Here is a 14,179-nt window from a genome sequence, read left to right on the forward strand (position 1 = left end):
TTACTCGCCAAAATATTGCTTTAAGTTTCTTTCGTAGCTATTTAACGAGTTGTGGACAACGGCAAGGTCCGGCATAGATTCGCGGACACCTTTTTTCTCTATGGAAATGGCGGCAGTCAGGCTGGCAAATAAAATGATATTATCAATATGCCATGAATAATGAACGCCGTAAGTAAAGGCACCGTGGAATACATCTCCTGCGCCAGTGGTATCAACGGCATTGCACAGCCAGGCAGGCACAATTTGCAGCATACCATTTTTTAATAGCGCGCAGCCTTTTTCCCCGAGGGTAATAAAGGCTTCCCCACGGCAAATTTTATTTAACTCAATTAGCGCTGCTTTAATTTCCGCTTCGGTACTCAGGGCACGATATCCCATATAGTCACGGGCAAAATGCTCGCTGACCACAAAATAATCGGTCCAGGCCGCTAGTTTAATATTACTGTCACGTAATGAACCGCCGTCCATGACCACCCGTGCCGATGGCAGTTTCTTAATTAAATATTCACTGATTTCGGCTTCATGACCATCAATTAATAGCGTTACGGGCTCGTCTGACGCAATCAACCGTTCAGCCAAATCATCAAGCTTGAGCTTCTGGTCATAAGTCAGCGAAGGTGGCGTTTGCATTTTACGGGTAATTATCGTCCGCGACCCCGTTAAGCGGTTTACCAGCACCGATGCCAGCGGTGTGATCATTTCATCAGAGAACACGACCTGACTGGTATCGACGCCCGCCTGGGCAAACTCATCAATAATACGCTGACCGTAAAGGTCCTGGTTCAGATGGCCAATGTAATAAACATCTTCACCCCATAATCCCAGCAACCACGCCGCATTTGCTGCCGGGCCGCCGCCACTTTCAATAAAGTCATGGCAGAAATTTTTGGTATTTTCCTGCGGCCATTCGTTCAAAAAGAAAAACTGATCAAAACATGAAAACCCGATGGACAAGATAGCCATAACAACTCCTGATTATTTTGTCAGCTGCGGGAAGACATCCCTTCCCGCAGGGAAAAATGAAACGGCTTATTCATTTTTCTTATCCGCAGTGAGCTCCTCATAGCTGAGCGTGTCACCGACTACGCGAACCGAACGGAAGCAGAATGGCACCAGCAGCGCGACGATAAGCGCCAGACAAATCAGGTAGATAGTGATCTGACCAAACTGGGTGAAGGCGTTACCGATAATAATTCCCCACACTGCGAAATCAAAGTCAGCGAAGGTGCTGTTTTCAAAGCCCAGGTTCCCCAATGCCGGAAGCAGCATGGCTGGCAGGAAAGCAAGGAATATGCCGCCGATAAAGGAGGCGATGATGCAGCCGCGTTTACCGCCAAGCTTGTCGGCGAATACCCCGGAAGTCCCGCCACAGAAGAAGTGCGGTACCATGCCCGGAATAATCAGCGCCATTCCCAGTCCGCCCAACATGAGCATACCGACCAGACCGCCAACAAATGAGCTGATAAAGCCTACGACGACTGCCGTTGGGCTGAAGGTGAAGAAGACCGCGCAGTCAACAGCAGGGATCGAGTCAGGAATCAGCTTCTGGCTAATCCCCTGGAATGCCGGAACCAGATCGCCGAGGATCAGCCGCACGCCGTTGTAGACGATGGCGACGCCAACCGCAAACTGCAGACCGGTAAGAATAGAGAAGATCAACATGTTCTGATCCGTTATCGTACGGAGATATTCAGTGCCAGCGACGGCGCTGCATACAAAGTAGATAATGAACATCACAATCCCGGTTGTGACCGTGGTATCGCGCAGAAAACCCCACTTTTCTGAGATTTCAGTATCGGCGAATGAATTTGCCGGGTTACCGGTTTTGGTGGCGATCCAGGCTGAGATGTAATAGCCCAGGGAGCCAAAGTGTCCCATCGCGATACCGCCGTCTTCGGTCACCTGTTTGGTATAACGCTGGCCGATTGCCGGAGAAATGGCCGACCATGAGCCGAGCAAGAATCCGCCAATTAAAACCAACATCCAGCCGCGGAATTCCGCGGCCTGGAGAACCGCCGAAAACAGGCACGCCAGAAAGAACGAGTGGTGGCCGGTCAGAAAGATATATTTGTACTTGGTACAGCGAGCAATAATGAGGTTAAAAATAAAACCTAACAGCAAAATACTCATGGTTTCCACACCCAGCACCTTCTGTGCGACGGAAACAATGGCCTCGTTGTTAGGGATTACGCCGCGAATATTAAATCCGGCTTCGATAATTCCACCAAGCGGGTTCAGGTTGGCAACGATAACGCCAGCACCTGCGCTTAACATTAAATACCCTAAAATAGGTTTTAAGGTACCGGTGAGCAATTTATTCCCAGGAGAGCGCAGCGCCACTAAACCGACAAAGGCGATAATCCCCATCAGGAATGCGGGTTGGCTAAATATTTCTGATAAGAAACTAAGAATAGCCTGCATGATCGTTCCCTCAATAATGATTAAGAGTGAGTTGCAGCAATTTTGGTAAGTGCTTCGGTAATATCTTCAGCAATTTTCGCTTTATGCACGTAGCTGCGAATAATGGCGACGTTACAATGCGCAGGAAACTGGTTTGCCAGCTCTTTAATCGTGACATAAAGATCGGCTTTTTCTCCTACAGCGTTAGCGAAATCAACGGAAGCAACGTCGGCTTTGATGCCTAATTCATCACATATTTTTTTGACATTATTCGCAGCCATTAATGAACTGCCAATACCGTTACCACAAACCGTTCTGATAACTAACATAATGACTACTCCATTTGTTTTTGGATGAAATGTAATACTGAATGAATGTCATTTTCCTGCTGAAGAAAGGTCACGATATCGGACTCAATCAATGAGGCGATCAGCTGGATCATTTTTATATGACTATCGGCATCCGCGCCTGCAATGGCGATGATGACGTTAACCGGATCAAATTCCTCATGGCCAAAGGCAATTGGTTGTTGACTGGTGACTAAAGAAAATCCGGTCAGCAATGCGCCTTTTTCTGGCCGGGCATGGGGCATCGCCAGGCCATAGTCGATAACAATAGCGGAGCCGAAATCCCGGTAGACCTTAACCATTTCACTGACATATTCCGGGCGACAAATATTTTGTCGGACCAGTAACGAGCCAGCCAGTTCGATAGCCTGCTCGGGGCTGGAAATATTCTGCTTAAGCGTAATCAGTCCAGGGTTAAAAATAATGTCCATCATCCGATCCTTAATGCGTTCATATTCCTGAACATGATCATGGCCAAATATAGCAACAAAAATTATGGGACAGATCACATATGGATTTTTAAATGTTGAAGCCGATCACATCAGGGGAATGTTGGCGTTATTTTGTCGACAAACGTTTTATTTTTTATTTTGTTTTATATCAATGCGTTAGAGTTTACCTTTTTGGCGTGGAAGAAATGGAAAGGAAAGATAAGCAGTCAAATGTCTGAATTTAAAATGAAGAAATGCGATTTTTATCACAAATAATGGGGCGTTTTTTTCACAAAGTTTGAACGAGTTGGCAAAAATCAGGCTCGAGGGCGATCCTACTCATTGATGACATCAATATTTGTATGGCGATGCGTTAAAAAGGTGTTGCGTGATGGTAGGGTCAGGCGGTCAGAAACAAAAAAGGCTCGCCGTGGCGAGCCTTTTCGTTAATTCATGCCGATTACAGGCTGGAGACGTTTTCGGTCAGGTATTTTGCAACACCGTCCGGAGAGGCGTTCATACCTTCTTTGCCTTTTTCCCACTGTGCCGGGCAAACTTCACCGTGCTCTTCGTGGAACTGCAGCGCGTCAACCATACGCAGCATTTCGTCGATGTTACGACCCAGCGGCAGGTCGTTAACCACCTGGTGGCGAACCACGCCATTTGCGTCGATCAGGAAAGAACCACGCAGCGCAACGCCCGCTTCCGGATGTTCGATGCCATAGGCTTTCTGGATTTCACGCTTAACGTCAGCAACCATTGCGTATTTCACTGCACCGATGCCGCCTTTGTCGACAGGGGTGTTACGCCATGCGTTGTGGACGAATTCAGAGTCAAAAGAAACGCCAACCACTTCAACGCCGCGCTTCTGGAATTCTTCATAACGTTTGTCGAACGCGATCAGTTCAGACGGGCAAACGAAGGTGAAATCCATTGGCCAGAAGAACAGAACGGTCGTTTTGCCGTTGGTGTGCTGTTTGAAATTGAAGTTCTCAACAATCTCACCGCTACCGAGTACCGCAGCTGCTGTGAAATCCGGAGCCTGACGAGTCACCAGTACCATATTATTCTCCTGCAAAGTTAAGGGTTTTTGGAACGCAACGCGGGCCAGTATAGAAGGTGAAGGCGAATAAGACAAAGAGGCACTGGCAATCGTTCAGTGAGCTTTTACCTATCAATATTCTCAGGGGGTCCGGTAAGCGAAAGCGCCACCGGGCAAATCGCCTGGAGGCGGCTTTGCTTTATCCGGTCGACTGAACTACGGGTATCAGAGCGTTTTCTGCCTGGCTTGTTCCATCATGCGCGGATAAAACCGCCAGAAGCGCGCTTCCAGGGCATCATAATGGTTGTCCAGGTCATACCAGGAATCGCGAAGCGCATCCAGACGCGGTCGGCGACTCGCCATTCCGTTCAACACATTCTGAATAAAATCCATATCGCGATAACGCTCCAGCCACTTTTCCGACCACAGATAGTTGTTCAGATTGACAAAACGCGGCGGCGAATCGGGCAGAATAACCGACACCTGCTGATGGGCATAGCGCACGAACACCGGTAGCGGCATGTCCGGGGACAGCTGTGACCAGTGGCGCGACAGGAAATGATCCCACATCACGTCGAGCGTGATCGGCGCAACACGGCGCGTTTCTGGGCGAAACCACGTTTTGGCCTCCGTTACCTCGGGCAGGTTATCGGTTAGCACATCGATGCGGCGATGCATAAAAATACCGTCGACAACCTCCGGGCAATAGTCCTCTGCGGGGTTGCCGCGCACAAAATCGGCCAGCAAATTGCCGGAAAGAGAGCTGTCAGCGAGATGAGCGAGATGCAGATGAGCGAGAAAATTCATGCGTTTTATTTTTCCAGAAGCGGCTAGTTGTTGCAGCAAGAGGGTGTGAGCACTAGACTATGCCGCCTGTTTTTAAGTCACGAGTATACGTCATGCGCGTCGCCGATTTCTCCTTTGAACTACCTGAATCCCTGATTGCTCACTATCCCATGCCTGAGCGCAGCAGCTGTCGCTTACTGTCACTGGATGGGCCAACGGGCGAGCTGACGCACGGCACGTTCACCGATTTGCTCGACAAGCTCAATCCAGGCGATCTGCTGGTGTTTAATAATACCCGCGTGATCCCGGCGCGTCTGTTTGGCCGTAAAGCCAGCGGCGGTAAGATTGAAGTGCTGGTCGAACGTATGCTCGATGATAAACGTATTCTGGCACATATTCGCGCTTCTAAGGCGCCGAAACCGGGTGCGGAGCTGCTGCTGGGCGATGATGAGAGCATCAAAGCGACCATGACCGCGCGCCACGACGCGCTGTTCGAGGTGGAGTTTGATGACGCGCGCACGGTGCTCGATATCCTGAACGCCATCGGCCATATGCCGCTGCCGCCGTACATTGAGCGCCCGGATGAAGAAGCCGATCGCGAGCTTTACCAGACGGTATACAGCGAAAAGCCCGGTGCCGTTGCCGCGCCGACCGCGGGGCTGCACTTTGACGAACCGCTGCTGGAAAAACTGCGCGAGAAAGGTGTCGAGATGGCGTTTGTAACGCTGCACGTCGGCGCGGGGACATTCCAGCCGGTGCGTGTGGACACCATTGAAGATCACATCATGCACTCCGAATATGCGGAAGTGCCGCAAGAGGTGGTGGACGCGGTGCTGGCGGCGAAAACGCGCGGCAACCGGGTGATTGCGGTTGGCACGACCTCAGTGCGTTCTCTGGAGAGCGCGGCGCAGGCGGCGAAGAACGCGCTTATTGAACCGTTCTTTGGCGACACACAAATTTTCATCTATCCAGGTTATCAATACAAAGTGATTGATGCGCTGGTGACTAACTTCCATCTGCCTGAATCGACATTGATTATGCTGGTCTCGGCATTTGCCGGTTATCAGCACACGATGAATGCATACAAGGCTGCGGTAGAACAACATTATCGCTTTTTTAGCTACGGGGACGCGATGTTTATCACGTACAATCCGCAAGCTATTTCTGAGCGCGTCGGGGAGTAAATCCGCGGCGCAGGTTGACACGTTGGACTGTTTTTCTGACGTACTGGAGAAAAAATGAAATTCGAACTGGATACCACCGACGGACGCGCCCGCCGTGGCCGCCTGGTGTTTGATCGTGGCGTTGTGGAAACGCCTGCTTTTATGCCGGTGGGGACCTACGGCACTGTTAAAGGCATGACGCCGGAAGAAGTTGAAGCCACTGGCGCGCAGATTATCCTTGGTAATACCTTCCATCTCTGGCTGCGTCCAGGCCAGGAGATCATGAAGCTGCATGGCGACCTGCATGATTTCATGCAGTGGAAAGGCCCGATTCTGACGGACTCCGGCGGTTTCCAGGTTTTCAGCCTGGGTGATATCCGTAAGATCACCGAACAGGGCGTACACTTCCGCAATCCCATCAACGGCGATCCGATTTTCCTTGATCCAGAAAAGTCGATGGAGATTCAGTACGATCTCGGTTCCGATATTGTCATGATTTTTGACGAATGCACGCCGTACCCGGCGGACTGGGACTATGCTAAACGATCGATGGAGATGTCACTGCGTTGGGCGAAGCGTAGCCGCGACCGTTTTGATGGTCTGGGCAACAAAAATGCGCTTTTTGGCATCATTCAGGGCAGTGTTTACGAAGATTTACGTGATATCTCTGTGAAAGGTCTGGTAGAGATTGGCTTTGATGGCTACGCTGTCGGCGGTCTGGCTGTGGGTGAGCCGAAGGAAGATATGCATCGCATCCTTGAGCATGTTTGCCCGCAAATTCCGGCAGATAAACCGCGGTACCTGATGGGCGTCGGTAAACCTGAAGATCTGGTTGAAGGCGTGCGTCGCGGTATCGATATGTTTGACTGCGTGATGCCAACCCGCAATGCGCGTAATGGTCACCTGTTCGTGACCGATGGCGTGGTGAAAATTCGCAATGCGAAGCATAAGAGCGATACCAGCCCACTCGATGCTGAGTGTGATTGCTACACCTGTCGCAATTATTCACGTGCCTACTTGCATCATCTTGATCGTTGCAACGAAATATTGGGCGCGCGACTCAATACGATTCATAACCTGCGTTACTACCAGCGTTTGATGGCGGGTTTACGCAAGGCTATTGAAGAGGGTAAATTAGAGAGCTTCGTGACCGATTTTTACCAACGTCAGGGTCGACCGGTTCCACCTTTGAACGTTGATTAATTTTAATAATGAGGGAATTTGAATGAGCTTTTTTATTTCTGATGCGGTAGCGGCAACAGGTGCTCCGGCGCAGGGCAGCCCGATGTCTCTGATTCTGATGCTGGTGGTGTTTGGTCTGATTTTCTATTTCATGATCCTGCGTCCACAGCAGAAGCGCACTAAAGAGCATAAAAACCTGATGGCCTCCATCGCGAAAGGTGATGAAGTCCTGACTAACGGTGGCCTGGTAGGCCGAGTGACCAAAGTTGCAGAATCTGGTTACATCGCTATCGCACTGAACGATACCACTGAAGTGGTTATCAAACGTGATTTCGTAGCTGCCGTTCTGCCGAAAGGCACCATGAAGGCGCTGTAATAGTAACTTTTCCCTAAGGGAACTGCCGTGTTAAACCGTTATCCTTTGTGGAAGTACATCATGCTGATCGTCGTCATTGTCGTCGGCCTGCTGTATGCGCTTCCCAACCTGTATGGTGAGGATCCGGCCGTTCAAATCACTGGCGCGCGCGGTGTCGCCGCCAGTGAGCAAACGCTGATCCAGGTCCAGAATACGTTACAAAAAGAAAAAATTACCGCTAAGTCTGTGGCACTGGAAGAGGGCGCGATTCTTGCGCGCTTCGACACCACCGACACCCAACTGCGTGCACGTGAAGCGCTGGTGGACGTGCTGGGTGATAAATACGTCGTGGCGCTTAACCTTGCTCCGGCAACTCCGCGCTGGTTGGCGGCCATCAAAGCAGAACCGATGAAACTCGGTCTTGACCTGCGCGGCGGCGTTCACTTCCTGATGGAAGTGGATATGGATACCGCGCTGGGTAAACTGCAGGAACAAAATATCGATAGCCTGCGCAGCGATCTGCGTACAGAAGGCATCCCGTATACTACCGTTCGTAAAGAAGACAATTACGGCCTGAGCATCAACTTCCGTGATGCTGACGCACGTGATAAAGCGATTGCTTATCTCAGCAAGCGTCACCCGGATTTGGTTATCTCAAGTCAGGGCAGCAATGCGCTGCGCGCGGTGATGACCGATGCACGTCTGAGCGAAGCGCGTGAATACGCGGTACAACAGAACATCAATATCCTGCGTAACCGTGTGAACCAGTTGGGCGTCGCCGAACCGGTGGTACAGCGCCAGGGCGCGGATCGTATCGTGGTCGAGCTGCCGGGTATTCAGGATACGGCGCGTGCGAAAGAGATTCTTGGCGCGACAGCAACGCTGGAATTCCGTCTGGTCAACACCAACGTTGATCAGTCTGCGGCGGCATCCGGGCGTGTTCCAGGTGATTCCGAAGTGAAACAGACGCGTGAAGGTCAGCCGGTTGTGCTGTACAAACGCGTTATCCTGACCGGTGACCATATCACTGACTCCACTTCAAGCCAGGACGAATACAACCAACCGCAGGTAAACATCTCGCTGGATAGCGCAGGTGGCAACATCATGTCTAACTTCACCAAGGACAATATCGGTAAACCGATGGCGACCCTGTTTGTGGAGTACAAAGACAGCGGTAAAAAAGACGCTAACGGTCGCGCGGTGCTGGTGAAACAGGAAGAGGTGATTAACATCGCCAATATCCAGTCTCGTCTGGGTAACAGCTTCCGTATTACCGGGATCAACAACCCGAACGAAGCGCGTCAGCTTTCTCTGCTGCTACGTGCCGGTGCGCTGATTGCGCCGATTCAGATTGTTGAAGAGCGGACCATCGGTCCAACGCTGGGGATGCAGAACATCAAGCAGGGCCTGGAAGCGTGTCTGGCCGGTCTGGCGGTGTCCATCCTGTTCATGATTCTGTTCTACAAGAAGTTTGGTCTGATTGCGACCAGCGCGTTGATTGCTAACCTGGTACTGATTGTTGGCATTATGTCGCTGCTGCCGGGGGCAACGCTGAGTATGCCGGGGATTGCGGGGATCGTCTTAACCCTTGCCGTCGCCGTCGATGCGAACGTCCTGATCAACGAACGTATCAAAGAAGAGTTGAGTAACGGACGTTCGGTGCAGCAGGCGATCAACGAAGGGTATGCGGGCGCCTTCAGTTCCATCTTTGATGCGAACATTACGACGCTGATTAAGGTCATTATCCTGTACGCCGTCGGCACCGGGGCAATTAAAGGGTTCGCGATTACTACCGGTATCGGTGTGGCGACGTCGATGTTTACCGCGATCGTCGGTACTCGTGCCATCGTAAACCTGTTGTATGGCGGCAAGCGCGTCAAAAAGCTGTCAATCTGAGGAGTGCGAAGTGGCACAGGAATATACTGTTGAACAATTGAACCACGGCCGTAAAGTCTGGGACTTTATGCGCTGGGACTACTGGGCTTTCGGCATCTCAGGCCTGTTGCTGGTATTGGCCATCATCGTGATGGGTGTGCGCGGCTTTAACTGGGGTCTCGATTTCACCGGTGGTACGGTGATTGAAATCACGCTGGAAAAACCGGCTGAGATGGACGTGATGCGCGACGCGCTAGAAAAAGCGGGCTTTGTTGATCCGCTTTTACAGAACTTCGGCAGCAGTCACGACATCATGGTCCGTATGCCGCCGACCGAAGGGGCCAACGGCGGCCAGGTGCTGGGCAGCAAAGTGTTGAGTGTGATTAATGAATCCACCAACCAGAACGCAGCGGTGAAGCGTATTGAATTCGTCGGACCGAGCGTGGGTGCCGATCTGGCGCAAACCGGTGCGATGGCGCTGCTGGCAGCGCTGATCTCCATCCTGGTTTACGTTGGTATCCGTTTCGAATGGCGACTGGCGGCGGGCGTGGTTATCGCGCTGGCGCACGACGTCATCATTACGCTGGGGATCCTGTCGTTATTCCATATCGAGATCGACCTGACTATCGTGGCATCGCTGATGTCCGTTATCGGTTACTCGCTTAACGACAGCATCGTGGTGTCTGACCGTATTCGTGAAAACTTCCGCAAAATTCGTCGCGGGACGCCTTACGAAATCTTTAACGTGTCACTGACCCAGACGCTGCACCGTACGTTGATTACCTCCGGTACGACGTTAATGGTTATCCTGATGCTGTTCCTGTTTGGTGGTCCGGTGCTGGAAGGCTTCTCGCTGACTATGCTTATCGGGGTGTCCATCGGTACGGCATCGTCCATTTACGTGGCATCGGCGCTGGCGTTGAAACTTGGTATGAAGCGCGAGCATATGCTGCAACAGAAAGTCGAGAAAGAAGGGGCGGATCAGCCGTCAATTCTGCCGTAACCCGATTTTCAGTTCACGCTCAGAAATCCCGGTCATTCGATCGGGATTTTTCTTTTCTTCCTTTCTCTTGTCCTGCAATCACTCCTGACACTATGCTGTCAGGAGCCCTGTTTTATCCTCTTCCTGAACTTACCCACACAGGCAGGAGGAACGATGAAAAGCATTATTAACTGGTTTGAAATTCCCGTAACGGATATGGAACGCGCGATTGCGTTTTATGAGCCGGTCATGGGGCTGTCGCTGCGTCGTGAAAAAATGGATTTTGCCGATCTGGCGGTTTTCCCGTATGACGAACCGGCCGCCGGTGGGGCGTTGGCGAAGTTTGATGGCATCGCGCCTTCATTACAGGGCGCCATTATTTATCTGCATACGGACGATCTCAGCGCCACGCTGGATCGCGTCGCCAGTGCCGGTGGCAACTGCGTTTTTGGTCCGCTCGATCTCGGTAAAGAGATTGGTACCATCGCGCTGTTTACTGACAGCGAAGGCAATCGTGTGGGGTTACATCAACCGGCTTAATCACAGAGAGCAACTATGACCCGTCGCGCTGACCGTTTATTTCAGATAGTCCAGATCCTGCGTGGCAGGCGGCTGACAACGGCAGCGCTGCTGGCGGAACGGCTTGAGGTGTCAGAGCGGACGATCTATCGTGATATCCGTGACCTTTCGCTCTCCGGCGTGCCGGTCGAAGGGGAGGCGGGAAGCGGCTATCGGCTGATGGCGGGGTTTGATCTCCCGCCGCTGATGCTAACGCACCGGGAATCGGAAGCGCTGATTGCCGCCATTCGTCTGCTGCACACCTGGGGCGGTGATCTGCTCTCCAGAGAACTGGAGTCGGCGCAGGAAAAGGTGCTGGCGATATTACCGGAAGAAAGCCGACGTAAAGCCGAGCAGGCACGTATTTTCGCGCCGGATTTTGGCAGGCAACAGCATTCACGTAGCGCGTTCGATATGATCCACCGGGCGGTGAGCACGCAACAGGTGCTGGCGTTACATTATCGTGATGAGGCGGGGCAGCTCACCTGGCGGGACGTGCAGCCGTTAGGGATTTTTTTCCAGGGAGAGTTCTGGCTGCTGGTAGCCTGGTGCGAACGGCGCGAGGACTATCGCTGTTTTCGTGTCGATCGCTGTTTAAGCATCACGCCGCTCGACAGGCGATTTAGCGAGTGTGCCGATCGATCGCTGAGTGATTTTTTACGTAAGATCCGCGACGAAACGCACGCATAAAAAAGCCAGCGCTCTGGCTGGCTTTTGCAGGAAAGGAATGTTATCAGAAGTTGTAGCCGACAACCAGATAGCCACCCCAGCCGGTAGATTTCACGTTGAAGTTACCTTTGCCGAAGTTCAGCTCTGCGTCGTCGTTCCACTGACCCCCGTTGTGCCAGTAACGCGCTACGACCGAATAGTGCCAGTGGTCGTAGTTCAGCGCCAGAATATGGCTGGAGGCGATGGAGTCGTTGGTACGCGCTTTGTTGCCGTTCAGATCGGAGAAGTCGTTGTCGCCCAGATCGGAACCCCAGTCAAAGTTGGTGAAACCGATATAGCTCAGGTTACCGCCCCACAGTTCGGTAATCGGAACAAAGTATTTCACTTTGAAACGGTAGCCGTCCCACTCGTTTTCGTTAGCGGCGCCATAGTTCTGCCACTGATATTTCGCATATACGTTCAGAGACAAACTCATCGGCAGGCCAGTATCAATATCGGTACCCAGACCCATGTACCAGGTGCTCTGACGGCCATCTTTGTTACGACCCATGTCGTAGATGTAGTTATTGGCGAAGTACCACTCTTTAAACGGACCGAAGCTCAGGTCAGTGCCGGTCAGTTTGTCGATGGAGAAACGCGGTTCGATTTCCATAAACAGCGGAGAACCGTGGTTCCAGATCCCTTTCGCGTCGGTGTTACCACCGAAGAAAACCGGCGCATCCATGTAGCCATAGAAGTCAAACCAGTCTTTCTTCGCGAAAGCTTCATATTCCAGGTAGGTATCGTTACGGAGCTGCGGTCCGAAACGGGTGTGATAGCTACCGACGACGTTGACGCTCTGGTGCCACCAGTCTGAAAGATACTGCGGTTTGTCATTTTCCGCAGCGTTAACGGTGAATGTCGAGGAGAGCGCGAGCACGGCACCGGCTGCAAGTAATGTTTTTTTCATATTGTATGCCACTGTTTGAAATCCCTGACGGGAGTGAAAAAGGCGCAAATAGCGTTTCTGAATAATTCATGTTTCTGGGAGCCTATTATAGAAATCATTGCTCACAAAAATATGTCTTGTTTCACAGTTCTATCATTCACGTAATCGATTGCGTTCACGTTTGCGTATTTTAGCGCGGCGATTGTACTGACTTTCATGCTGATTGCCAACGTTGACAAAAACTGACGTGGATGTCAGTGGAGTCACAAAAAGAGGCGGAGGGATGTTGCGGAACGCACAAAACGTTCCGCAAGGAGGTTTATTGCGTAACAGGCTGGATGTCGTGGATACGCACAAATCCTAACTGGTCTGGGGTGAGGTTATTCAGTTGCAGCGGGATGTCCACATCGCTCGGTGCCAGCACGCTGGCCGGGGCATTGATCAACTGATTCTGCACATTCACTTCCTGATAATTGTCAGTAGTTCCCTGAATTTGCCCATATTCAACGGTGCCGCTAAAGGCCGGCAGCGGATCGTTGGATTCCCCCTGAATGCGCAGCGTCACCCGGGTGCCAGCGGCATTCGGCGCAATGTTGATAAGCGACATGCGCAGTGTGCCTATCTGACTGTTCAGCCGTGCGGGCGTATTGGAGCCTGGGAGCAGGTAAACACCACGGGTGGATTTAACGTTCAGACTGTTTTGCTGAGTAATCTTCACGGTTTCCTGATTAAGCTGATTCATCTCTTTATTCAGCGTTGAAACGCTTTGATGCATCTGGCGCACTTCGCTTTGTTGCGCGCAGGCGCTCAGACTAAAGAGACTTCCCACCAGGAGAATTCTTAGGTAACGTCTTGTCATCTCTCTTATTTCCTGAATAGTCGCGATACCATAATGGTAGTTCGTAATATGATCAAAGACATCGATCCATTGTCTCAAAAGCGTTGCGCCTTTGTTGTCACGTCAGTTCAGGTTAAAATAGATTTCTGTTAACCACCTGGTCAGGACGCCGTATGCATTGCCCATTCTGTTTCGCCGTAGACACTAAGGTAATTGACTCTCGTCTTGTGGGCGAGGGCTCTTCTGTACGCCGCCGTCGGCAGTGTCTGGTTTGTAATGAACGTTTCACTACCTTTGAAGTGGCAGAACTGGTAATGCCACGCGTTGTGAAAAGCAACGACGTGCGCGAACCGTTTAATGAAGAAAAGCTGCGCAGTGGAATGCAACGCGCGCTGGAAAAGCGTCCGGTGAGTTCCGATGACGTCGAAATGGCGTTGAATCATATTAAGTCGCAACTGCGCGCCACCGGCGAACGTGAAGTCCCCAGTAAGATGATTGGCAATCTGGTGATGGAACAATTGAAAAAACTCGATAAAGTCGCCTATATCCGCTTTGCCTCGGTTTACCGCAGCTTCGAAGATATTAAAGAATTTGGCGAAGAGATCGCTCGCCTACAGGATTAA

The 14,179-nt window shown here is 51.5% G+C and carries 16 protein-coding genes; 8 read left to right on the plus strand and 8 right to left on the minus strand.

Annotated features, from left to right (window positions below; all coding sequences use genetic code 11):
* From C2U53_RS15585 to acpH, 6 genes are all read right to left on the minus strand, one after another.
* Entirely contained in the window at positions 1–963 is a 963-nt protein-coding gene (locus C2U53_RS15585) for a carbohydrate kinase family protein (protein ID WP_043001610.1), read from the minus strand.
* Positions 964–1,029: 66 nt separating this feature from the next.
* Positions 1,030–2,421 carry a PTS ascorbate transporter subunit IIC gene (locus C2U53_RS15590; protein ID WP_044258993.1) on the minus strand — a complete coding sequence of 464 codons (1,392 nt, stop codon included), beginning with the start codon at positions 2,419–2,421 and terminating at the stop codon, positions 1,030–1,032.
* A 20-nt stretch (positions 2,422–2,441) separates the two neighbouring features.
* Positions 2,442–2,729, minus strand: a complete 288-nt coding sequence (locus C2U53_RS15595) for a PTS sugar transporter subunit IIB (protein ID WP_004099415.1) — start codon at positions 2,727–2,729, stop codon at positions 2,442–2,444.
* A 5-nt stretch (positions 2,730–2,734) separates the two neighbouring features.
* Positions 2,735–3,178, minus strand: coding sequence for a PTS sugar transporter subunit IIA (locus tag C2U53_RS15600; RefSeq protein ID WP_044268241.1), 444 nt, complete (start codon positions 3,176–3,178; stop codon positions 2,735–2,737).
* A gap of 460 nt (positions 3,179–3,638) precedes the next feature.
* Positions 3,639–4,241, minus strand: coding sequence for a peroxiredoxin (locus C2U53_RS15605; protein ID WP_043001608.1), 603 nt, complete (start codon positions 4,239–4,241; stop codon positions 3,639–3,641).
* A gap of 204 nt (positions 4,242–4,445) precedes the next feature.
* Positions 4,446–5,027 carry an ACP phosphodiesterase gene (gene acpH / locus C2U53_RS15610; protein WP_061070472.1) on the minus strand — a complete coding sequence of 194 codons (582 nt, stop codon included), beginning with the start codon at positions 5,025–5,027 and terminating at the stop codon, positions 4,446–4,448.
* Between the two features lie 92 nt (positions 5,028–5,119).
* Here acpH and queA point away from each other — a divergent pair, with 92 nt between their 5' ends.
* From queA to C2U53_RS15645, 7 genes are all read left to right on the plus strand, one after another.
* On the plus strand, positions 5,120–6,190 hold the full coding sequence (gene queA, locus C2U53_RS15615) for a tRNA preQ1(34) S-adenosylmethionine ribosyltransferase-isomerase QueA (protein WP_044258985.1): 1,071 nt from the start codon (positions 5,120–5,122) through the stop codon (positions 6,188–6,190).
* Positions 6,191–6,244: 54 nt separating this feature from the next.
* Entirely contained in the window at positions 6,245–7,372 is a 1,128-nt protein-coding gene (gene tgt / locus C2U53_RS15620; RefSeq protein ID WP_012133574.1) for a tRNA guanosine(34) transglycosylase Tgt, read from the plus strand.
* A 22-nt stretch (positions 7,373–7,394) separates the two neighbouring features.
* Positions 7,395–7,727: a preprotein translocase subunit YajC gene (gene yajC / locus C2U53_RS15625; RefSeq protein WP_042324569.1), complete on the plus strand. Its 333-nt coding sequence runs from the start codon at positions 7,395–7,397 to the stop codon at positions 7,725–7,727.
* A gap of 27 nt (positions 7,728–7,754) precedes the next feature.
* Positions 7,755–9,602 carry a protein translocase subunit SecD gene (gene secD, locus C2U53_RS15630; RefSeq protein WP_071888433.1) on the plus strand — a complete coding sequence of 616 codons (1,848 nt, stop codon included), beginning with the start codon at positions 7,755–7,757 and terminating at the stop codon, positions 9,600–9,602.
* A gap of 10 nt (positions 9,603–9,612) precedes the next feature.
* Positions 9,613–10,584: a protein translocase subunit SecF gene (secF, locus tag C2U53_RS15635; protein ID WP_043001604.1), complete on the plus strand. Its 972-nt coding sequence runs from the start codon at positions 9,613–9,615 to the stop codon at positions 10,582–10,584.
* Positions 10,585–10,737: 153 nt separating this feature from the next.
* Positions 10,738–11,103, plus strand: a complete 366-nt coding sequence (locus C2U53_RS15640; RefSeq protein WP_044258981.1) for a VOC family protein — start codon at positions 10,738–10,740, stop codon at positions 11,101–11,103.
* Between the two features lie 15 nt (positions 11,104–11,118).
* Positions 11,119–11,811: a YafY family protein gene (locus tag C2U53_RS15645; protein ID WP_043001602.1), complete on the plus strand. Its 693-nt coding sequence runs from the start codon at positions 11,119–11,121 to the stop codon at positions 11,809–11,811.
* Between the two features lie 43 nt (positions 11,812–11,854).
* Here the strand turns inward: C2U53_RS15645 and C2U53_RS15650 are convergent, their stop codons facing one another.
* Both C2U53_RS15650 and C2U53_RS15655 read right to left on the minus strand, forming a co-directional pair.
* Entirely contained in the window at positions 11,855–12,739 is an 885-nt protein-coding gene (locus tag C2U53_RS15650; RefSeq protein WP_043001601.1) for a nucleoside-specific channel-forming protein Tsx, read from the minus strand.
* A gap of 298 nt (positions 12,740–13,037) precedes the next feature.
* Positions 13,038–13,577, minus strand: a complete 540-nt coding sequence (locus C2U53_RS15655) for a DUF3251 domain-containing protein (protein WP_043001600.1) — start codon at positions 13,575–13,577, stop codon at positions 13,038–13,040.
* Positions 13,578–13,729: 152 nt separating this feature from the next.
* Here C2U53_RS15655 and nrdR point away from each other — a divergent pair, with 152 nt between their 5' ends.
* Positions 13,730–14,179, plus strand: coding sequence for a transcriptional regulator NrdR (gene nrdR / locus C2U53_RS15660; RefSeq protein WP_042324561.1), 450 nt, complete (start codon positions 13,730–13,732; stop codon positions 14,177–14,179).

Source organism: Citrobacter sp. CFNIH10 (assembly GCF_002934585.1).
GTDB classification, from domain to species: Bacteria; Pseudomonadota; Gammaproteobacteria; order Enterobacterales; family Enterobacteriaceae; genus Citrobacter_A; species Citrobacter_A amalonaticus.